This is a genomic window from Streptomyces flavotricini (genome assembly GCF_020639365.1).
Lineage (GTDB): Bacteria > Actinomycetota > Actinomycetes > Streptomycetales > Streptomycetaceae > Streptomyces > Streptomyces flavotricini.
In genome coordinates this window covers 1-21,236 of the sequence record NZ_JAINUL010000001.1, presented here as the reverse complement: position 1 = coordinate 21,236, position 21,236 = coordinate 1, and the positions used below count along the sequence as shown (strand labels likewise).

Below are 21,236 nucleotides of genomic sequence, written 5' to 3'. Positions count from 1 at the left end.
GGCCCCCGCCCCGAAGGCGGGTTACTCCTCGTCGCCGACTTCGACGTCGCCACCGCCGGTCTGCTGGGGGGTCAGCTTCACATGCAGGGTGTGGGTGGCTTTGGTGCCGCTCTCCTTCTTCCCGCCAAGGCTGATCACGCTCCACTTCAGCCCACCGTTGACGCCCTTAGTGCCGGTCAGCTCCAGGCCGAGGTCCAGGGTGATCTCCCCCATCGTGAACCGCACACCCTTGTCACCCCTGCCCGTGGGGTCGGTGATGCGGCGCTGAGACTCGGCGATCTGATCGCGCAGCAGCGTGATCGCATCCGCCAGGTCCATCCACTCCCCGCCCGTACCGTCCGTGCTGCTCATGCCAGTTCCCTCCCTTGGCCCCTGCCCTTGCGCAGGGGTGCATACCGGCCCACTTCCCACCGCCGCCGCAGGCCAATCCTCGTGCCGCCGCGGCGCAGAGCGTGATCTTCCCCCGCCCGGGCCCGGGTCCACCGGCCTCGGGCCGGTACACCCGGGGTGCCGTCCCCAGGTGTCGGAGCGTGGCTTCTCTGCGCTAGTCAAGGTGAGCCGATCTGAACGGCGTTGTGGCCAGTCGGCGTCAGTAGGTGGGCGGTGGTTACCGTACGCGAGAGCCACGGCGGCCGGACATGAACGAGCGCCGGCGGCGTCACCCCGGCGCGTGTCCCGGGTGTGTCAGTGGCCTGCGGCATGATGCGGGAGACGTGACGGCAGATCCGATAGGGATTTCAGAGGCCGTCCCGAACGGGGGGCGTTGTGCACAAGCTGGTCTCAGATGGGGTAGGGGTCACGGAGGATCCGCAGCTGCACTACGAGAGGTGGCGGTGGGGCGGAAGACTGCCGAGTGAGTCGCTGCGCCGTGTCCGCGAGAGCAACGTCTTGGGGCTGCTCGACTTCGACAGTGACCTGGTCCACGACCTCGGCGCCGCGGATTCCGACGTCCAGCGTGCCGTGGCGGTGCTCGCCGCTCAGCGGGCCTGCGAGGTGGCGGGCCTGACCGATGTGCCGTGGGTCGCTGAGGCGCTCGCCGCGTTGACGCAGGGGCATCCGCTACCGCCCCCTTTCGACGACGCGGCCCGGATGCGGGAGGCTCTGCGGTCCACCCCTCTCGAACCGGGCCCGGATGTTCTCGGGGCAGTACCGCCCCAGCGGCGGCCGTACTTTCCCCAGCCGCCGGCAGGGTTGATGTGGGTCAAGACCGCAGAAGAGAGCGACGGGGAGACGAGCTACGAGCTTGACCGGCTACCGGGCAGCCAGGCACCGATGGTGTTCACCGAGCTCGTGTTCCCTGCCAGCACACCGCAGGTCCGTGGGCCCATCTCACAGCCGCATTTCGCTCTCCCCGCCGTACTCGCTGCTGCCGAACCCGACCCGCTCAAAGCAGCTCTGGATGCGGTGTGGCATGCGCTGAACACGCACGGAGAGCACTACCCGAAGTTGTTGGATGAGATCCGGTCGACCTGGGGCGGGCGGATGTCCGTACCGGATGCAAAGACATGGCCTGCTGATCCGGGCCGACGAGTGCGGAGCGGACGAGGGAGCGTACCGATGGTCAACTACCGGGTGAAGTGGGTACGCGCGCGCGACGGCAAGACCATGGTGTCCACGGTGAGCTACGACCAGCCCAGCGCCGAACACCGCAAGGCAGATCTCGAGGCGGAGGGCGCCACGGACATCAAGATCGTGAAGGTGCGGCCCGGCGAGTAGAACCGCCCGATTCGCATGCACCCGGCCGTCTCCACGGCACACGCGGGCGTTGAATGCGAACAGCCCCCTCGACCTGGTGGTCGAGGGGGCTGTTGCGTTGGTAGCGGGGACAGGATTTGAACCTGCGACCTCTGGGTTATGAGCCCAGCGAGCTACCGAGCTGCTCCACCCCGCGTTGGTGAACACCACCCTACGGCACTGGCCCCACGCTTCCGGCCGAGTATCCGGACGGTGAGGCGCTCCCGTTCAACCCGCAGCGTCCCGGGTCCGCCGCTTTGTCCCTGACAGTGGTCAGCCCGTACTCCTCGGGAACGGACCAGGGAGTGTCTCGGACTTCCACGACCGCCCCTCCAGCGGACCAAGCTGAAGGGGCGGAGGGCCGCCCGTGAGACAGCCCGTACTGACCTGCGCACCCGCCCAGGTCGGCCCGTGCGCGAGGTGCCGAGGAATCTTCAAGAGTTGCGGTCCGTCACTGCGGGAGTGTTCTGGGCGGACAGGTCTGCGAGCGCCATGACGGCGGCTTCGCGGACGTAGTCCACGGGGTGTTGTCGGTAGGGCTCGATCATCGGGTAGGCGTCGGGGTCACGGGTGGAGCCGAGAATGCCGAGGGCGTGCTCGAGAAGGGGTGCGGTCATCGTGTGGAGGCACGGTGCCAGCCCGGCGACCAGGTGGAGCGACAGGTCTCTGCATTCGAAGGCGTTACAGATGGCGTTGAGGGCGCTCTCTCGGACGGCGTCGTCTGAGTCCTCGATCGCGGCGGTGAGCAAGCCTGCGACGGCGGTTTCCGCCTCCGTTCACGTCGTCGGTCGCTCACTCGCGCACCTGACCGGGATCCGTGGCTCTACGCGGCCAGCGAGGGGACCAACGCACTTTTTCACCACGGCCTCATCTGACAATGCCGTACTGATCTCTGTTGGCCTTCGGCGCCCCGGGGCAGGTTGTGCGCATGTTCAAGCATCGACGTGTACGTACGGCCGTGGTCCTCGTGGTGGCCTGGGGGGCGCTGACGGGAGTCGAGCGGTGGGGTGAGTCGGCCACGTGGCCACAAGCCGTGCTGCAAGGCCTGCTCTGGGCCGCCATTGTCACCGCAGCCTGGTGGTTCGCCGACTGGACCCAGGCGAACCGCCCCCAGCCGCGACGCCTTGCAAGGAGCCGCGGGGAACAGTGAGAACCGACGCGCAGAGACACGCATCCGGCCATGCCTCTCCGCGGCGTCTGCTGAACGGCGTGGAGCGCTCCGCACGGATCCGGCTGCCACGACCCGGGCAGCCGCCTGTCAGGCATGCCGCGGTACGGCGGGATGCTGGTCAGGCGAGGCGGGATCCGAGGCGGAATCGCATGTCGCCCGCGGCCCGGCGTACGTCCTCGGGCTGCTCGCCTTCTTCGAGCAGCCCGAGGAGCACGATCAGGGCGCGCGCCTCGTCGGAGCTGATCAGTTTCAGCCGTGGCTCGCTCACTCCGTCGAGGAGCGTGTCCAGCAGGTCCAGCGGCTCGTCCATACCCGCAACAACGGCCGCCGGCCCCGCCGGTCACCCCCGCCGGCCGTACGCCCAGGCCTGCCGGGCGTACCGGTTCACGGAAAACGCCATCGCTCGTCAGGATTCCCTGACCTGACCTGACCTGACCTGACCTGACCTGACCGCCGCCCTGGCCCGACCGGGCTGCACTGCAGGAGGCTTCGAGCGTGCTGACTACAACTCCGATCCTGCCCGGGAGCCGGCGGGTTCACCCGATTCGAAGGGGCTGAGGACGAGAGGTTCGTCGGCCCCTTCGGCGATAACGTCGACCCACACGGTACTGTCGTCCGCGAAGCGCAGAGTGAAGACCGGATCGAGCTGCATCAGGAAGTCAAAGCCTTCCCAGTCGGACGCCGACATGGGACTGTCGAGTATGGCAACGCCCTTCCATCCCCCACCGACCACAGACGTGGTCAGGGTCACGCGGAAGCTGCCCAGGCATGTCGATGGGTTAGGGCCTGTGTGATGTTGTGATCAGTCGGCGTCTTTCAGGAGGTCGTCGATCCAGATCATGGCGGCGCGGAGGTGGAGGCCGGCGAGGTAGCTGTCCGGGGTCTTGTCGTAGCGTGTGGCGATGCCGCGCCAGGCCTTCAGCTTGTTGATCAGCCGCTCGACGGTGTTCCGTTCCTTGTAGAGATCGGCGTCGTGACTGACGGGCCGGCCACCTCTTGCGCCCTTCTTCTTCCGGTTGGCGGCCTGGTCCTTCTTCTCGGGGATGACTGCCTTGATGCCGCGTCTACGCAGGTAGGAGCGGTTGCCGCGTGACGAGTAGGCCTTGTCCGCGGCGACCGCGCCGGGCCTGGTGCGGGGACGCCCGACAGGCAGGCGGACTCTCACCCTCGCGAGCACGGGGATGAACTGCGGGCTGTCCCCGGCCTGCCCGGCGGTCAGGACCAGCGCGAGCGGACGGCACCTGCGGTCCGCGGCGAGATGAATCTTGCTGGTCAGTCCGCCACGGGACCTGCCGAGCAGGGCTTCCTTCAGCCGGAGCCTGTGTCTGCGCCGGATGCGTCGGCGCTCGGCCTGTCCGTTCTGTTCCTCCGGTCCGCCCCTTTTTGTCGGGCCGCTTCCTGCTCCTGCGCGGCTTCTTCCAGGGCTTCCATGAGGTGCTTGCTGACGCGCATCCCTGCGGCATCATGGTGGGCGCGGACTGTTGTGGAGTCCACGCTGACCAGTGACAAGTCTGTTCTTCCCGCGAGGGCCGCCTCGGCGATCAGGCCTTCGAGCAGGGCGGTGAAGACGCCGGCATCGCGCCAGACGCGGAAGCGTCCGTAGACGGTGGCCCAGGGGCCGAACTCGGCAGGCATCTCCCGCCACTGAGCACTGGAGCGGAACCGCCAGATCACACCCTCGAACTGCTCCCGCAACCGCTCCGGGTACGGCCCGTACCTACCGATCGGCAGGTACGGCTCGATGAACTTCCACTGAGCATTGGTGAGTTGCCTGCGCGTCACGACCATCAGTCCTACCGGGTTCCACCCCGCAAAGAGACAGAACCCAGAAACTGATCACGACATCACACAGGCTCTAGAGCGTGTCTCACGTGGTGCTTCGGTGGTGCGGCATGATGCTGCACCGTGAGGGTTGATCTGTCGCGTCGTCTGGTGCCGGACGAACTGTGGGGGCTGGCAGCTCCGTTGATGCCGAGGTTCACGTCCCGTCCGCAGGGCGGGGGTACTGCCCCGGTGGACGAGCGGGCGGTATTCACGGCCGTGGTGTACGTGCTGACGAGCGGGTGCGCATGGCGGTATCTGCCGGAGTCGCTCGGTGTCTCGCCGGCCACTGCGCACCGTCGGTTCACCGCGTGGACCGAGGCCGGGCTGTGGCGCAGGCTGCGCCGGGCGGTGCTGGACGAGCTTGGCGCCAGGGGCGAGCTGGACTGGACGTCCGCGATCGTCGATGCCGCTTCGGTGCGGGCGAAAAGGGGGGCTCGCTGACCGGGCCGAATCCGGTCGATCGCGGTAAGAAGGGCAGCAAATTACACGTGCTGTCCGAGGCTCAGGGCCTGGCGCTGGCCGTCGCGGTGTCGGGCGCCAACCTGCACGACAGCCAGGCGTTGAAGCCGTTGATTCTCGGCATCCCCGCCGTCCGCTCCCGGCGCGGACCGCGCCGGAGGAAGCCGGTGAAGGTCCGCGCGGACAAGGCGTACTACTCCGCAGAGCACCTCCGCTAGCTCCGCAGCCGGAACCTCCTCGCGCGGATCGCCCGTCCCGGTATCGAGTCCGGCGAGCGGCTCGGTCGGCACCGCTGGAAGATCGAGCGGTCGATCTCCTGGCTCTTCGGCTACCGCCGCCTCACCATCCGGTACGAACGAAAGGGCAGTCACTTCCTTGCCTTCCTCGGCCTCGCCGCAGCCCTGACCTGCTACAAGAGGCTCGCAAAGATCACCACGTGAGACACGCTCTTAGGGATACGGGCGATCAGGCGGAGGGGGATTGGCTCGTACGCGTCCCGCAGGTCCTTGCCCTACCCTGCGCCCGACTGCGACCATCAACGCGACGCCAGGGCCCCCCTTGGCGGCTGACCCTGATCTGCTACCGGTTCCAACCGCGGCACCCTCAGGGGCAAATCCGCACGATCGTGCTGGCGCACGAGCGTGCCATCGGAGCCGGCGCCCCTTTGGGGCCCGGCTCCTGGCATACCTGGCCCGCACCGCTCTCGGCGCAGCGCCTGACGTTGCCAGGAATGCCGGCCCCAGCCACCGTGGGCCTCCGGGACTGTCAGCGGTCACGCAATGCCGATGGCGCCTCTGACGACTGAATTGGAGGGGCCGTGCTCGGGATTATCGAGCACGGCCCTTGTTTATTCAATTTGTGAAGTGACTCTTAGGTGCTTCTCTCCTGTCCGTACCATTTCGAGCTGCGGTCGCCTGCGGCAGTGGGCAGACTCTCCAGGCGTACCGGCCCGGGGTAGAAGTCGCGGTGTCCGGGGCTGAACATCTCCTCTCCTGCCAAATACCTATACAGCCATTCTGCAAAGGTCATCCGGTGTTCGTACAGGTCTGGCTCGTCCCGGCCGCAGGAGAAGATACGCGATTGGCCGCCATCGTTGCCCGGAGCCAGGAACGCGTATTCACCCCTGTCTGTGCTGGCGATTGGAATGAGTCCGGCTTTCCCGCCAAATTGCGGAGAATCCTCCTCCCCCCAATCCACGTCACGGAAGTCCTCGATGGTCTCAGAGATCCACGTTCTGAGAGGGTAGAAGGGGTTGGCGGGATGTTCGAGGTAGAGGTGCCCATTTACCTGGACTGGTCCGTATGCGTCGATCAAGGCTTTGTAGTCGTCCGGCAGTTGTGCATCGATGGCTTCCTCAAGAGGGCGCCAAGTGTCATGCCCGGAGAAGACATCCCTGGCCGCGCCGAGGACATCCATTGTCGCCTGCACGTATCGATCCGTCATGGCTTTCCGTCTACTTCTTCTGTGGGCAGTTTGGTGTACCTGTTGTTGTCGCAGTCTTGCTTGGTGTGTTGTGTACGAAGCACTGCTTCCATTCCCCGCTTCCTACGGTCGAATAGTTGTATTCGATCCTCGTGGGGATTCCTGAGCCGGCATTGTCGTAGTGGGGAACGATGGAGTTTGTGACCCGCTCGCCCTTTTCGAGGCTGGTGCGAATGTCCAATTCAATCGTGTCGCGAATGTAAGGAGAGTTTACCCATCGGTACTGGGCCACGAGGTTTCGGAGGTCGGTACCGGTTCCTCCGCCAAGGTTGGGGACCAGATGGCCGTTGTTCGCACGCTGGCCGGGCTGACTGTTGATTTCATCATAGCCGGGAGGGCGGAGGCTTGTGCCCGTAGAACTTCCAGGTCCTGGATGCGCTTTGGTTGTGAGGTCCTTCATGTCCAGGATTCCATAGACACCAGTTGCGCGGCATTCCTCCCGATGGGAAAAAGTGTCGTAGTAGCGCTCGCGCGGCAGGTAGACCTGATGGCCATTGTCGCTTCTGCCCGGGCCATCGTCGCATTTCCCGTCTGTTCGGTTACGCCACTTGTTGTCGCCGCCCGGATTCTTGTCGAGCCGGGGGTCCGAGGCTCCGGCGACGACCGGCGCGAAGATGGCGATCGCCAACGTGTCCAACAGTGCCTGTGCAGTGACGGTGGCAGCCGCTGCGCCGGCGGCGGCGGTTGCAGCCGTGCCTACGATCGACGTAACGACAGCTATGGGGTTCGGCAGGTCCGGCGCGATGAGTGGGTTGTGGCCGTTGTACGGGTTGGTGTCGATCAGCGGCTTGGGCGGCTTCGTCGGTCGCGGCGGCACCTTCTTGCCGCCACCGCCACCGCCACCGCCACCGCCGCCATTGCCACCGCCACCGCCGCCACCGTGGCCGCGAGGGGCGTAGGGAGCGTAGTGTCGCTCAGAGTAACTACTGCCACCTCCCCTGTAGGCGGGGGCAGGCCTGTCGGCGGCTTCCCGGGCGAACTCTGCTTGGGCCCGCACCTGCGCGAGGATGCTGGTCATGCTGCATTGGAGGACGGTGCATGTGTCTCCCTGGGCGCGAATGCTGTCAGCGCCCGAGTACCACGCGCTGAATCCCACGCACCAGGGGTTCAGCTTGAAGGGCGACCACATCGAGCCGCAATCCAGCCACCAATGCCCGGTGGGGTCGGTTCCGTTGAGAGGCGACCCGAAGCCGTACGAGTAGCGGTTGGCTCGCTGGCCCGACTGTGTCGGGTCCAGCTGTGCCGTATCGCGGCTGGTGAAACCGCTGGTGCCGGGCTGGTACCAGCGCGAGGCCATGTTGACCTCGCCGGTAGAGCTGTCCGTCCAGCCTGACTGGTATCCGAGAGAAGGGTTGGTGCCCGCCGACGCGGTCACGTTGCCGAATGCGTCGTAGGCGCGGGACGAGGTGACTGCTGTGCCGTCAGCGGAGAGGCCGGCCACCACGTCGCTGTGCTGATCAGTGACCGCGAGTCGAGCAGAGTCCGGCGTTCCAGTTGTCGCGCTGGCCAGCAGGGTGCCGCTGGGGTTGCGGCTGTAGAGGGACGTGCCGTCCTTGACGAGGTTGTTGGAGCCGCCGTCGTAGTTGAAACCTGTTCCGCCGCTTGTCAGGACACGGTCGAGTGAGTCGTAGGTGAAGGTGCTTGTGCCGTTGGTGACCGTGCGCTCGAAGGCGTCGGTCTTGACGGTCCGGGTAGTGCCGCCGTCGGTGATCGACTGGACGGAGCCTCGGGCGGAGTAGTCGAAGGTCTGGGTGCCCCAAGTCTGGACGCGGTTGCGGGCGTCGTAGGTTGCGGTGAGGTCGCCCTTCTTGGTCAGGTTGCCGGCCTTGTCCCACTCGAAGGCCGTGGTGGTTGCTCCACTGGTCTCTGAGGTCATGCGACCCGCGAGATCGTAGGCGTAGGTTTCGGTGCCCGCGCCGGCAGTGCCGGTGGTGGTCTTCCTCACGAGGCGGTTGTCGAGGTCGTACCCGTAGGCCGAGCCCTGGACCGCCGTGCCGGTGCCGCTCTGCTGAACGCTGTCCTCGGCGAGTCGGCCGAGGCTGTCGTAGGCGTGGGTGCGCTTTGCGGCGATCTGGTAGACAGATCCGTTCTTGCGGGCGTACTGCTCAAGGGTGATGCGACCGGCGGCGTCGAAGTCTGTCCAGGTCTCCGTGCCGGTGAGCGGATCCGTGGCGGTGTCGAGGCGGCCCGCCTGGTCGTAGGTGAAGACCGTTGTGCCGGCGGGGTCTGTGCGGGAGGTCATCTGACCGTCCGCGTCGTACGCGTAGGCGGAGTTGCCGGAGGGGCCTTCAGCCTTCAGCAGCTGGCCGCGGTCGTTGTAGGAGTAGGTGTTGCCCGCGAGTACTCCGTCGGCGCCGGCTCCGGTCAGACGACCGGCCAGGTCGTAGGAGAGCGAGCGGGGACGGGTGGCCGCAGCGGTGCCGGATCCGGTTTCACCAATCAGCCGCCCCAGGCCGTCGTACGTCTTTTGGCGTTTGACGCTGCCGGGGAGCAGCTCGGTGACGATCTGCCCTGCCGCGTCATAGACGTTGGTCCAGGTGCGGCTGGAGAGTGCCGGGTGTTCGGTGCTGCTGGGCTCGATGGTCGATTCCGGCAGGCCCCATGCGTTGAAGGTGTAGTAGGTGGCCTTTCCGCGGCCGTCGGTAAGGCGCGTGCGATGGCCCGCCGCGTCGTATCCGAAGGTTGTCGTGATGGAGTCCGTGCCAGTGACCGGTTCCGTCTGCGTGGTCAGGCGGCCGAGGGCGTCGTATGCGTAGGTGCGTCGGGCGCCGGTGGCCGAGACCGAGGCGGTGGGGTTGCCGTCGTTGTCGTATTCCGTCGACACCGAGCGCAGGACCGTCGCTCCGGTCCCGTAGTCGGACACCGAGGCGGGGTTGCCCGTGACGTCGTAGACGGTGGCCGTCTTGCGGCCGGTGGCGTCCTGGGACTCGCTCAGGCGGCCGAGTCCGTCGTAGGCGGATCGGGTGGTGCCACCGAGCGGATCGGTGACCGTCAATGCCTCGCCGGCCGCGTTGTACGTAGCTGTGGTGCGGCGGCCGCTGGGCGTGGTGGATTCGGTCTGGTTGTCGGCGTCGTCCCAGGTGTAGCGGGAGACGAGGTTTTGGAGGGTGGGCTTGCGCTCAACGTCGGTGGCCGTGAGCTTGCGCCCCAGTTCGTCGTAGGTGGATTCGAGGCGTGCTCCGGTCGGGTCGGTAGCGGAGAGCGGCAGGCCGGTCGCCGTCCAGGTGTAGGTGGCCACCCCGCCGCCGTTCAGATCGGTTGAGGTGCCGCTGATGGAGTTGCTGCCGGGGGCTTGCAGGCTCTGCGCGCCGCCGACCGCCGGGTCGGTGGAGCGTGCCAGATTGCCCAGTTGGTCGTACTGGTAGTAGCGGGTGCGGCCCAGGGGGTCGGTGGTGGATGCCGGCTTGCCGAGCTGGTTGTACGTCGTGCGGCTTACTGCCGTGATCGCCGCTGTGGCGCCTGGCGGCGTGTAGTCCGGCAGCGTGATCGCGGTGGGGCGGCCCAGCTTGTCGATTTCCATCCGGGTCACCAGGCCGCGTGCGTCGCGGGTTTCGGTGGCCTCGCCGAAGGTGTTGTAGCCGGTGAGAGCCCTGGGCGTGACGGCGGTGGCCGTTCCTCCGTTCTCCTCCGCCTGCACCTGAGGCTGTGTCGTCTCCACCAGACGGCCGAGTGCGTCGTAGCGGTTGGTGGAGACATTGCCCCGAGCAGTGACCTGCGTGATGGCAAGGCCCCGCTGGTCGAAGGTGCCGGAGGTGACCCGTGTACCTGTGCCGTCGGTGACGGTCACCTTCTTCGGGTTGCCCACCGTGTCGTACTCGGTCGTCGAGGTGAGCTTCTTGCCGGAGCCGTCGATCGACTGCGTCTGTTCGGTGAGGCGGTCCTCGGAGTCGTACGCGGCGGTGGTGACACGGTTGAGTCCAGCGGGGTCGAACACCGAGCGCGTCACGCGTCCGGTGGCGTCGACGGTGTTGACGGTGGTGCGGTTGCCGCTCTCCGTATGCGTGGCGAGGTTGCCCGCCCCGTCATAGGAGTTCGACTCCAGGACGATGTCCTTCTTGGAGCCGTTCGCCTGGGTGACCTGCTTCGCGGTCGTCGTGGCCGTGAGGCCGTCGTCGAAGTAGGTGAAGGCGGTCGTGGCGCCCATGGCGTCGGTTGTAGTGGCCAGTCGGCCGGCAGGGTCGTAGGCGTGGGAGACCAGGACAAGGTCGCGGGTCTGGCCGGACGGATCGCCCCTCCAGTCCTTCAGGACCGACTCGGCCAGCTGTCCGCGCTTGGTGAACGCGTGCGTGACGACGTTGCCCTCGGGATCCGTTTCGCGGATCACGCGGCCCAGCGCATCATGGCCGAATGCCGTCTCGTTGCCGAGCGGGTCCGTGACGCGGTCGTTCAGGCCCAGGGCGTCGTAGTGGTAGGTGCTGGTCCGGGTGGCGTCGCCGCCGGTGGTGTCCTCCGTGGACTCGGTGAGCAGCTGCCCGTCCGCGTCGTAGTTGCGGGAGATCTTCGCCGTGTGAGTGACCCCGGTGATCTCGTTCTTCACACCCGGACCGGTCTCCGAGGAGACCCTGGACATGGCGTTGTAGGCGTAGGTGGTCGTCGCACCGTCGGGAGTGGCGTCGGAGACCTGGGTCTCGGTCAGCTTTCGGCCGATGCCGTCGTACGCGTACGTGGTGACCAGCCCGGACGGCGTGGTCGACTTGGCCCGGTCACCGCTAGCGAAGTAGGCGTAGGAGACCGTCAGGCCGCCGGTGGTTTTGGTCGTGGCGACCAGTCCCGGCGGAGTGAGGCCGCCGCCGACCGCGGGCTCGGAACCCGTGGTGTACGTGGTCGTGGTGGTTCGGCCGTCCGGAAGCGTGATCGTGTCGGGCAGGCCCATGGCCGTGTAGGACGTGGTCGTGCGGTACCGGGTGTCGGCCGCATCTACCGATCGCGCGTCGCGGTTTGCGACCTGCCTGCCGTTGCGCGGGTCCAAGGGGTCCGCTGCGTTGTAGTAGTAGTCGGCGAACGAGGTCCAACAGGAGTTGGCGTCCCGGCACGTGGTCGTGGAAACGGTGTTTCCGCGTTCGTCGTGGCCGGTGGTGGTGGCGTGTCCATTCGCGTCGGTGACGGTGTGCAGGAAGCCGCCGGTGTCGTACGAGAAGGTGGTGACACCGCCGTCCGCGTCCGTCGTGGCGGTGCGGCGCTGACCGCGAACCGCATCGAAGATGCTGGACGTCTTGGCGCCCGTCGGGTCGGTGACCGTGATCGTCGAGGAGATCGAGGAACTGCTCGCCTGAGCCCGGGCCCCGTAATGGGCGCTGACCTGGGTGGCGGTCAGAGGCCGCCGGTAGACGGCGACCTCGTCGATCTGCCCGGTGAAGTAGCTGACGGCGCCGGGGGAGGCGGGCCAGCCGTTGGCGAAGCCAGCACCGATATAGGTGTGCTTATTCGCCTGGAGGCTGATCGGCTTGTTCAGGACCTGTGCGACCTGCGCGCCGTCGAGGTAGAGGGTCTGCGTGCCGCCTTGGGCCGTGATGACGGCGTGGTGCCATTCGTCATCGGTCACCGTGGTCGCCGACACGTTGGTGGCGGCGGTGTTGGCGGTGTAGTACTGGCCGTGGAGCTTGCCGTCGGTGCCTACGTAGAGGACCGGGGTGTAGGTGCTGACGCCCGGGTCGGGCATCACCAGTTCCTGGTCGCTGTAGAGCACACCCGGCTTGGTCGTCTTGAACCACAGCTCGACGGACTGGTCCGTCGTGGTCACGCCCAGGCCGGGGAGTTTGGCGTAGCCGTTCCCCTCAAACCGCGCCGATGTGGCATCACCGAAGCCGAAGGCCCCGGGTGCGCCGAGGGTAGCCCTGGTGTAAGTGCCGTTCACCCCGCTCGCGGCGATCTTGCCGGTCATCTGGGTGCCGCTGGCCTCGTCCAGCCGCCAGTATCCGGCGGGCGCGTCGGCCATCACCGTGCCCTGGTACTGGTCACCGGTTCCGGCAGTCAGCCGGTTTCGGGCCTTGAAGTGCTCGGCGACCGTCTGGGCGTCGAGCTCCTTCGTGTAGAAGGCAGCCTCGTCGAGCTGACCGTTGAAGTAGCGGACGCCGCCGGCCTGACCGTCCCATCCCTCGTTGGAGTACCCGCCACCGAGGTAGGCGTAGGCGAAGGTCTCCGGCTTGACCACGCCGGCCTTGGAGCCGACCTTCGCGCCGTCGAGGTACAACGACTGACCGGTCGGGCCACCGGTGATCACGACGTGGTGCCACTTGTTGTCGGTGACCTTGGTGCCGCCCATCACCGGCCAGCTGCCGGGGCCGTCCCACAGGTGACCGCGCAGCTTGCCGTCGCCGTCGATGAGCAGGCTCGGGTTGAACATGGAAGGTGAGGTGTTGGTTACCTCCACGTCCTGGAGCCCCAGGAGTACTCCTGTGGGCTTGTCCGTCCTGAACCACAGCTCGACTGAGAGCGAGGTGGCGTTGCTCACCGACTCCGCAGGTACGGCTATCGCACCCTTGGCGCCGTCGAGGGTGACCGCGCCGTCGTCCCCGTCGAGGAAGGCGCCGACACCGCCGAGGGCCACCCCATCGCGGTAGGAGCCGTTTCCGCCGGTGGATATCTCGTCTGCCGCCGCAGCGCCGCTGCCATCGCCCAGACGCCAGTAGTTGACCGGAGCCGCCGCGCGTACGGCGTCGGCGTAGGCCTGGGATCCGGATGAGTAGCGGGGTGCGGAGATCTGCCAGGCACCGCCGTTCTCGTCGGTGACCTTGGTGGCGCGTTCGCTGTCGCCGTCGTACTCGGCTGAAGCGCTGACCCGGCCCGAGGGCAGGGTCACCTTCGAGAGCTTCGCAGCTCCGCCGCGGGCGGCGTAGTGCGCGCGCACCGAGCCGGAGTCGAGGGCGCGCTGGTAGACGGCGACCTCGTCCATGAGGCCCTTGTAGTAACGGGTTCCGGTGTAGCCTCCGCCGTCCCAGCCGTCGGCGGTGAAGCCAGCACCGAGGTAAGTGAAGGTCTTGACGGAGTGGGTCACAGGACCCGTGCGGCTGCCCAGGGACTGTCCGTCGAGGTACAGCGCCTGGCTGGTGCCGGTGCTGGTGAGCACGGCGTGGTGCCAGGCGTTGTCGGTGACCGGGGCCGGCGAGACCAGCGGGGTTACGTAGCCGTCCGAGACCTCGAAGGCGCCGCGGAGCTTGCCCGCCGCGTCTACTGCCAGGACCGGGTTGAAGTGCGCCGGGTTGACCGGCCCCAGCGGGCTGTCCTGGAAGCCGACGAGAACACCACCAGGCTTGTCGGTCTTGAACCACAGCTCGACCGAGAGCACGGTGGAGGCGGCCAGGGTCGAGCCGGGCAGCTCCAGGTAGGAGTTCGTGCCGTTGAACGACACAGCCTTGTTGCCTGTGCCCGCCAGCGGACCGGTCTCACCGAGCGTCACATCTCGGTAGTGCCCGGCGTTCATGCCGATGCGCGAGACCGCCTCGCTGAGCGCGTTGTCGCCGTCGGCCTCGCCCAGCCGCCAGTAACCGGACGGGCCGGCGTCCTGGACCATGCTGCGGTACTGCGAGCCGCCTGTGTACTCGTATGAGGTGCACTCGGTCGTCGACGACGGCGGGCAGACCTTGGCGAGCAGATCACCCGTGTAGCTGTACGACCAGGTCAGCGCGGGAGCGCCAGGGCCCACCGCATCGGTGGACACCGTTGCGACGTGCGAACCGCTCCACGCGAAGGACAGCGCCCGCTTGGAGATGGAGTCGGTGGCCTTGGACAGCTTGCCGCCCGTGTAGGTGAGCTGCTGCTCGCGCCCTTGGCCATCAGTGACCTTGATCAAAAGGCCGCTCGCGTCGAAGGTGTACAAGGCAGCCGTGGCGTCGCGCAGGGTCCAGCCCCCACCGGAGACGGAAGCCAGCACCCCCATGGAGCCGGACGGCGCACTGTAGGTGCCGTCGCTGTTCTTGCCGAAGCGGACCTGGCTGCCGTTCTCCAGCGTGATCAGCATGCTGCCGTCGGGCTCGGAGAGGGCGCGCATGTCCCACCGGGTGGCCCATCCGGCCCCGAACACGCTGCTGGTGCGTGGGTCCTGCGAGTTGTAGGTACGAGTCACTGCCAGGGCAGGCCCCACAGAGGGCACCGCCGCATCAGTGGCGGAGGTGGCGTAGTTGCCGGACCTCTCGTCGAAGCGACGCCCGGGCGTCGCACTGCTCAAATGGGAGGTGATGACGGGCTGAGGTACTTCCATGGTCAGGATGGAAGGGGCGGTCCGGGCAGACTGCGCCTGACCGTCACTTGCATAGCCATACCAGGCGTACGCCTTGCCCCAGTTCAGCCAGCCGGACGGGACAGTCCAGCTCTGTGAAGCGGACGAGGGACTGGTCCGGCAGTTCTTCCGGGTGTCCTTCCCTTCCACCTCGCAGATCTCGAACTGGTACGCGAGCGGGCTCGGGTAGTGGTCGCGGTCCGTAGCCGACACCCAGAGCGTCGGAGTCAGCGTGTCCGGGATGCTGCCACTGGCGGGCGCGGCACCGGTAAGCTGCGGCGGGATGTTGACCGCCTCGACCCGAAGACCTGCGCCGGGTATACCGTCATCGACGAAAGTGGCCGTGCCGTAGTCGTCCATGGTCCACACGAGCGTGTACGTGGCCGGCGACAGCGGAGCTATCTTCGCGTCGAGCGTGATCGTCTGCCCCGGTGCCACATCCTGGGGCATGGGCGTCCAGCGGACCTTGTCCGCACCGCCGATCGGGTTGCCGGCGGCGTCGTAGAGCAGGTAGCGGAGCTTGTAGTTGCTGTTCTTGCCCCAGGTCTGCTGGCCCTGGTTGGTGACGGTGACCTTGAAGGTCCCCTCCGTCGTGGCCGTCATGGGCTGGACGAATTCGCCCAGCTTGTAGGCGGCGCCGTACTTGCTCCATGTGACGTCGAGGCTGGGATTGCCATTCGGGTAGTCGTCCGACCCGAACTGCTTCCACGCCGTGGAGTCGGTGGTGGAGGCCTTGACGGCCAGGCCGTAGTTCGGCTTGCGTCCGTGGGTCCAGTCGTCGATCAGCTGCCGACCGGAGCCGCCGAGGTCGATCGCCTCCCAGGCCGGACCGCCACAGGGATAGCCGGTCTGCCCTTCGGGACGCCAGCCGTGCGCGAAGCTCTTCGAGCCAAGGGCATCACCCGTGGCGGGCCCGGGCCACGATGAAGTCGTGCCCTCGGCCCAGTTCGAGGTGATGGGGTGGACCGTCACAGGCCGGGCCGTGCACGAGTACGACCAGGTGTTGAACAGCTGGAGCCGGGCGTCCAGGATCCATGCGTTATTCAGCGAGCCGTTGATTCCGTCGAAGCGCAGGAACGAGGCGGCCTTGTTGGTGCCGCCGTTGGACGTTCCGACCTTGAGAACGGTGTCACTGGAGAAGTTCTGGTTGTACGGCGACTGCACATAGGTGCCCGACGTCGCACCACCACGGGTGACCGAGGGGTCGACCTTCACCGGGAACACCCGGTCCGGCGCCGAGAGCCAGGCCCCGTCGAGCGTCACGACGAGCACTTGGCGGCCCGGGGCACCCTCCAGCGCGTAGGAGACGCCCGAGGAAACCGCTCCCTGGTTGGAGTTCGCCGGCTTGGCGGAGTCCTCCATCCAGCCCGGCGGCATCCAAGCCTTCTGGCGGCCGCCTGCGTCGGTGAACGAGACACCGCCGTTGGTGTCCAGCTTGGCCGTTACGCCCTGCAGGACCAGTGGGAACCGCCACCGGGTCGGTGCAGCAGCACTCCTGAGGACCATGTTCTCCTTGACGGAGTCGCCCCCGGAGATGAGCTCCACATCGGCGGAAGGACGGACCTCCGGATACGTGATGGCGCTGCCATCCACTTTGCCCGGGGAGTGAGCCGCGCCTTCGATCCCGTAGCCGATCGACGTGCCGTCATCGACTCCGAGGTTCACCAGAGTGCGGGCGTCTGCAAACTCGGCGAAGCCAGCCTGCTTCTCGACCGACCGCGGCTGCCAGACAGAACCATTGGCGTCCTTAGCGCCGGAAGCCAGGCTGCTGTTGATGGCCTTCCACTTCCCGTCACGCCCACGGAAATTGACCGGCTCGTTGTAGAAGCGGGTGGTGTACGTCCCGTCCTTGTTCAGGAAGGTCCGGCCGCGCTCGGTGCGCTTGTCCACCACCTCGGCGCTCGACTTGGCGTCGAAGCCCTCCGGCTTCGCTGCCGGCGGCGCGGCCACCTCCGAGAAGGGAACCTTCACCTGCTCGGCCGCACCACCAAGTCGCAGCGGCGACGCGGCGACATCGGCGGACAGCTCGCCCGGTGCCTTCAAAGCACCGGAACGACCGCCACCGGCCGCGGCATCAGTGGCGTCACCGGAGGCACTGTGGCCCCTCCCGCGCGCCGATCCCCAACCTTGCTTGGGCTTTTCTCCGGCTCCGACGCCGGTCTTCGCGATGACCCACTGGTTCACCGCGAGGGCGGCCTGCTCTGTACCTGCCAGAACGGCCACGACAAATGCCACTAGAAATACTAGTGGTCGCGCTGTGCGCACGGATATCCCCCACATAGACGATCAGTAGGGACGTCCTATCTGTGCACACAGGAAACTCACAAGATTCGTCCGAATGGCGCACCTTCACGCGAAGGGACAAACCGCATCAAAGTGCACACGCAATATAGAAATATTGTGCGTAAATGGGATAGTTGCACGCTACTGACGGTGGGAAACCTCACGTCGGCAGCGGGAACTTCTGGACCTCTGAAGGCGTGGCGTTGCCCGCCTCTTAAGGCGCCGGACCGCCTGTACCACTTGCTCCCACCAAGCCGGTACGTTGTTCGTGAGCCCATAGACCTGGCTGACCGCCGAGGAGTTCGGACAGATGCCGGATGGCGAGAGCACCCACTGATGGGACGCCGCGACTGCGGCTGCCCCGTCGGAGCCGGGGGATCGTCTTGGCGTAGAGCGTCATGAGCCGTGCGACGGCCGATCATAGGCGGGGCCGGTCGAGCTGTTGCTGGATGACGAGGAGTTCCCCGGCCATGCGGCGTTGGATGTCGGCCGCGCCCATGGACATGTACTGCGTCCCGTACGCGGCCAGCTTCGCCTCCCAGGCATTCACGGTGGGCCCGCCCGTGCCGAGCTGCTGCGCTTGTACACCGGGCTACCTTGGAAGACCGCGCTCGCGCGGGTCGAAGCTGCCGTACCCGACTCCCTACCATCCCGGAGCCGGATGCCGACCAGCTCAGGCTGGAAGCGCGGGTGATGGCCGCTCTGGCCTGGCGGCAGATCACCACGCTCCACCCGTGGGGCATCGAATACGTCGACCCGCGCTTCGACCGCCTGCTGATCCGTTTCGAGCCCGACGTAGTCGAGCGGCGCGACGCCGAGGCGACCCAGGCCCTCGACCTGGTCAAAGCACTGGCGGCCGGGCCGCAGGGGCGCCCCGACGTGGGCCTGGCTGATCAGCGGTCTGCTGCGGCGAGCCGGCCTGGTCCGTTCCCTGGGTGCCCCGCTAGCGGTGACCGGATGGCTCAACTCCCGCGAACGCGGCGGCGGTGAGCGCTGGATCATCGATCTCACGGGTCGCCATCGCCCGTTGATGCCGAAGCCCTACCACGGACAGGCCCGAGCCGATCTGGGCGTGTCCCCCGGCATGTGACCGCATCGAGAATGCCGACCGGTCACCCTCGGCCAGGCAAGAGCAGCGCCTGCGGTCTGCACGCAGACCACCCGGTGAGCAGCCGCCCCTGCCCGTCCATACCGTGCTGCGCGCGATGCTGCCTCGTGCTGTACCCGTGGAGGCCGGCTACCGCCTCTACACCGCCCGGCGGGCTCGGCCCGACTCCGAGCCTGCCGCTACCCACCCACCCTTGCCCCAAACCGGACGGGCAGTCTCGCGGCCGACCCGGACAGCGCGGATGCGATCCGCGCCCGTATCGCTGCCGCCGAGGTCGATTGGATCCAGGCCCTGGACGTGCTCGCGTTCGGGTTCCAGTCCGCACGCCGTCTATGGACATGGCCGACGGACACCCGCCTGTCTCCAGGAGCGAGGCTCTTGGCCCACGACAAGATTGAAGTACCCACCGGCCCCACGGTCGCCTACCTGACACTGGCCGGGACCGGGCCAGCTGCGCGCCGGTTCCGCCTCGATGACCCGCACCTGGTTCTGGCTGACGCGCAGCCGACGGCGAGGACTCGTTGTCGGGTTGGTCCACCGACGAGGACGCCGACATGCTCGGGGCACCGGCACCGGCACCGGCACCGGCGGCGGGGGAGGCGGGTGCGTCGCTGTGCCGGCTGATCGCGCCCGGTGCGGGGCTGTTGGCGGTGCTCGGGAGGTGTGGGTGATTGGCCGGGTCTGTTCGGGGTCGGGTGGTCTGCGGGTGACGCTGGAGTGGCCGGCTCCGGCACGGGGCGCCGTCGCCGAAGGCCGGGCGGGCGGGTGGTGGGTCACGGGGTGTCGTTAGCCGGCCTGGCCGACGGTCGCGCCTGCGCCCGGCACGACTGCTGCGGCTTGGTCCCGGTGTCCTGGTGAGCCGACTACGGCAACGCGGCTACTGCCTGTTTTTTGAATGAGTGAGCTTGGTTCTTGCTGCAAGTGGGGGAGTGGCGCGAACCCGATCGCGGACCTGGCTCACCCGCCGGGTACCTGACTGGATCTGCCCGACCGAGAAGTAACCCGGCTTATTTAAAAGGAAGTTGACGTTCCTGGAAGGAGTGATCATGATGGAGAACTCTCTTCGAGGTGTCGGAGAGGCTTGTCCATCACGGAATGGGGACTCAATGCTTCGCAAGGCTGGAGCGGCGCTTACCGCTGGTGCAACGTTCGCGGTCCTTCTGGGATTCGCTACGCCTGCCTCTGCTTCGAGCTGGAGCTGCAACACGAGCTGGAACTACCACTGGGCCCATGCGGACTGTCAGGGGAACGGGCCTATGCGAGTAATCGCCACCTGCAACTCTGATCGCTACCCCTACACGGCGACTTTCTACGGGCCGTGGGCGGCGAATGTGAGTGAGGTCTCCGTACCGTCGAACTGCTGGATTTCCAACGCACGGGTCGACGTGGCCTGATACGCGAACGGGGGGCGTACCTGTGGCAGGTGGTGCTGCGCTCATCCCGTTCCTGGCGTTCGTTCTGGTCATTGCGCTGGCGCTGCTGTCGTACGCGGTCGGTAGAAGGACGTCCAGGAGAATGGGTCTGTTGTTCGCCTCGGGCTTGGTCGGTCTGCCCGCTGTGCTGGTGATCGCCCTGCTCATCAGCCGGGGTGGTGTCTCCGAGCCGTCGCCGCCTACCGTCTACGGGAACCCGTACGAGGCCGGATCGGTTGCTGACGTCCAATACAAGCGCGGCTACGACTTCGCTGCCGCTCTGGCCGAGCAAGGAGACCTGACATCCGGCATGGCTGACGACGTCTCTCGTTGGTGTACGGACCGGCTGACAGCGGCAACAGGCTTCGAAGGCGAGGTCACTACGGCGGTGATGCAGGGATGCGTCTGGGGGTCTCAGCAGCGCTCCGAGCCTTCGCCGCATGCCCCCTAAGGCCAACGTGGGCGCTCAGGCACCACGGCTCGCGCGAAACTTGCCAGTTCACGCGACTTCGTTTTTGCAGGTCAGACGGGGTAACTATCCCCTGGGTGCCTGAGCCGCTGGCCGCTATGCAGGTCGAGGTTGCCGAGCAGTTTTCCTGCATCATCGCGGAGGTTGGACCAAGGTCGTGTTGCACCCCAACGGACACGGCAACGTCCACAAGCTGACCCGGATACGCCGACCGCGCCCGGTTCCATCGCACGGCGGGGCCGGACGCCTCTTCATCCGACGGACGCGCGATGCCGCCGGCCGGGAGCCCGTGCCCTTGCTGGGCTGCTGGGCATTGGCGGACTTGTTCGTGCGGGCGGCGCTGGCGCGGTCGCCGGGCGAGCACCGCCCTGCGCAGGGCGAAGCGTGAGCTGGCCGAGGTCTTAGGCGGGACCGACGCGTGGGCGTCGGCGCCGCCCGCGAGTACGGACGCGAAGCGTGCCTGGGGCCCGCTGACCGAGGGGTTGAGCGTGCCTCGGGACCTGGACCTCGGCGACCGCGCGAAGGCGCTGGAACAGCTCGGTGTCAACCGGCTCGCGCACGCCGCGATCGTCGGCTGCGTCAAAACTCGATTCCGGACACCCGGAAAATGCCTGACATATAGGCCACTGGCACAGGAGCAGGAGCGCACCGCGGCGGCGTGGATCGGCGAGCGCTTCGCACAGCGCACCGGCCGCTGCCGGCCTACCGCATGCACGACGGAGAGGCCGTGCATACGCCCCGAGCGAGTGCGACGGCCTCTCGGTCTCGTGGTGCGCCGAGCAGGGTCACGCGCCGCTCCGGTGATGGCGTGGCACCCGGTGGCGGGACTGAGCTGTGCAGAGCCGGCCCAGGGGCGCCGCCTACCCGTGTTTCAGAAAGTGATCCGGCTTGATGCCAGGCTGCTGGAATGGGGCGTGGGGATCTGTCTGATGACCAGTGGGCCGTGTTGGAGACGTTGTTGCCGGTTGCTGGCGTGGGACGTCTCGCGAGGTCGCGCCGGAGGCTGGTAGACGGAATCCGGTGGCGGGTACGGACGGGAGCTCCGTGACGGGACGTTCCGCCTGAGTACGGACCCTGGC

The 21,236-nt window shown here is 67.1% G+C and carries 11 protein-coding genes, 1 tRNA gene and 2 pseudogenes; 5 read left to right on the top strand and 9 right to left on the bottom strand.

Features of this window, described 5'->3' with window-relative positions:
• Window positions 1–21: 21 nt before the first annotated feature.
• Window positions 22–351 carry a trypco2 family protein gene (locus K7B10_RS00065; protein ID WP_229333899.1) on the bottom strand — a complete coding sequence of 110 codons (330 nt, stop codon included), beginning with the start codon at window positions 349–351 and terminating at the stop codon, window positions 22–24.
• 537 nt (window positions 352–888) lie between these two features.
• Between K7B10_RS00065 and K7B10_RS00060 the strand changes: the two genes are divergently transcribed.
• On the top strand, window positions 889–1,716 hold the full coding sequence (locus K7B10_RS00060; RefSeq protein ID WP_229333898.1) for a DUF8636 domain-containing protein: 828 nt from the start codon (window positions 889–891) through the stop codon (window positions 1,714–1,716).
• Window positions 1,717–1,814: 98 nt separating this feature from the next.
• On the opposite strand, the gene K7B10_RS00055 is transcribed toward K7B10_RS00060, so the two are convergent.
• The 5 genes and pseudogenes from K7B10_RS00055 to K7B10_RS00035 form a co-directional block, all read right to left on the bottom strand.
• Window positions 1,815–1,891, bottom strand: a tRNA-Met gene (locus K7B10_RS00055).
• Window positions 1,892–2,168: 277 nt separating this feature from the next.
• Window positions 2,169–2,351, bottom strand: coding sequence for a hypothetical protein (locus tag K7B10_RS00050; protein ID WP_229333897.1), 183 nt, complete (start codon window positions 2,349–2,351; stop codon window positions 2,169–2,171).
• 672 nt (window positions 2,352–3,023) lie between these two features.
• Window positions 3,024–3,215: a hypothetical protein gene (locus K7B10_RS00045; RefSeq protein WP_229333896.1), complete on the bottom strand. Its 192-nt coding sequence runs from the start codon at window positions 3,213–3,215 to the stop codon at window positions 3,024–3,026.
• Window positions 3,216–3,407: 192 nt separating this feature from the next.
• A complete protein-coding gene (locus K7B10_RS00040) occupies window positions 3,408–3,656 on the bottom strand; it encodes a hypothetical protein (protein WP_229333895.1) in 249 nt (82 codons plus the stop codon).
• A gap of 51 nt (window positions 3,657–3,707) precedes the next feature.
• Window positions 3,708–4,687, bottom strand: a pseudogene (locus K7B10_RS00035) (IS5 family transposase).
• 123 nt (window positions 4,688–4,810) lie between these two features.
• On the opposite strand from K7B10_RS00035, the pseudogene K7B10_RS00030 reads away from it, so the two are divergent.
• Window positions 4,811–5,628: pseudogene (locus tag K7B10_RS00030) on the top strand (IS5 family transposase).
• 430 nt (window positions 5,629–6,058) lie between these two features.
• Here the strand turns inward: K7B10_RS00030 and K7B10_RS00025 are convergent.
• The 3 genes from K7B10_RS00025 to K7B10_RS40615 all read right to left on the bottom strand — a co-directional run bounded on the left by K7B10_RS00025 (window position 6,059) and on the right by K7B10_RS40615 (window position 17,718).
• Window positions 6,059–6,631: an SMI1/KNR4 family protein gene (locus K7B10_RS00025; RefSeq protein ID WP_229333894.1), complete on the bottom strand. Its 573-nt coding sequence runs from the start codon at window positions 6,629–6,631 to the stop codon at window positions 6,059–6,061.
• Window positions 6,632–6,641: 10 nt separating this feature from the next.
• Window positions 6,642–17,165 carry a LamG-like jellyroll fold domain-containing protein gene (locus K7B10_RS00020; protein ID WP_229333893.1) on the bottom strand — a complete coding sequence of 3,508 codons (10,524 nt, stop codon included), beginning with the start codon at window positions 17,163–17,165 and terminating at the stop codon, window positions 6,642–6,644.
• 421 nt (window positions 17,166–17,586) lie between these two features.
• Window positions 17,587–17,718, bottom strand: a complete 132-nt coding sequence (locus K7B10_RS40615; RefSeq protein WP_267501296.1) for a hypothetical protein — start codon at window positions 17,716–17,718, stop codon at window positions 17,587–17,589.
• 143 nt (window positions 17,719–17,861) lie between these two features.
• On the opposite strand from K7B10_RS40615, the gene K7B10_RS00015 reads away from it, so the two are divergent.
• The 3 genes from K7B10_RS00015 (at window position 17,862) to K7B10_RS00005 (ending at window position 21,205) form a co-directional block, all read left to right on the top strand.
• A complete protein-coding gene (locus K7B10_RS00015) occupies window positions 17,862–18,158 on the top strand; it encodes a hypothetical protein (RefSeq protein WP_229333892.1) in 297 nt (98 codons plus the stop codon).
• Between the two features lie 1,633 nt (window positions 18,159–19,791).
• On the top strand, window positions 19,792–20,139 hold the full coding sequence (locus tag K7B10_RS00010) for a hypothetical protein (RefSeq protein WP_229333891.1): 348 nt from the start codon (window positions 19,792–19,794) through the stop codon (window positions 20,137–20,139).
• 925 nt (window positions 20,140–21,064) lie between these two features.
• Window positions 21,065–21,205, top strand: a complete 141-nt coding sequence (locus tag K7B10_RS00005) for a transposase (protein WP_229333890.1) — start codon at window positions 21,065–21,067, stop codon at window positions 21,203–21,205.
• The last annotated feature ends 31 nt before the right edge of the window (window positions 21,206–21,236 follow it).

Coding starts and splice junctions, on each gene's coding strand:
- K7B10_RS00065 (WP_229333899.1), bottom strand. CDS start 351: ATGAGCAGCACGGACGGTACGGGCGGGGAGTGGATGGACCTGGCGGAT.
- K7B10_RS00050 (WP_229333897.1), bottom strand. CDS start 2,351: ATGACCGCACCCCTTCTCGAGCACGCCCTCGGCATTCTCGGCTCCACC.
- K7B10_RS00045 (WP_229333896.1), bottom strand. CDS start 3,215: ATGGACGAGCCGCTGGACCTGCTGGACACGCTCCTCGACGGAGTGAGC.
- K7B10_RS00025 (WP_229333894.1), bottom strand. CDS start 6,631: ATGACGGATCGATACGTGCAGGCGACAATGGATGTCCTCGGCGCGGCC.
- K7B10_RS00020 (WP_229333893.1), bottom strand. CDS start 17,165: ATGTGGGGGATATCCGTGCGCACAGCGCGACCACTAGTATTTCTAGTG.
- K7B10_RS00015 (WP_229333892.1), top strand. CDS start 17,862: ATGGCCGCTCTGGCCTGGCGGCAGATCACCACGCTCCACCCGTGGGGC.
- K7B10_RS00010 (WP_229333891.1), top strand. CDS start 19,792: ATGGGTCTGTTGTTCGCCTCGGGCTTGGTCGGTCTGCCCGCTGTGCTG.
- K7B10_RS00005 (WP_229333890.1), top strand. CDS start 21,065: ATGGGGCGTGGGGATCTGTCTGATGACCAGTGGGCCGTGTTGGAGACG.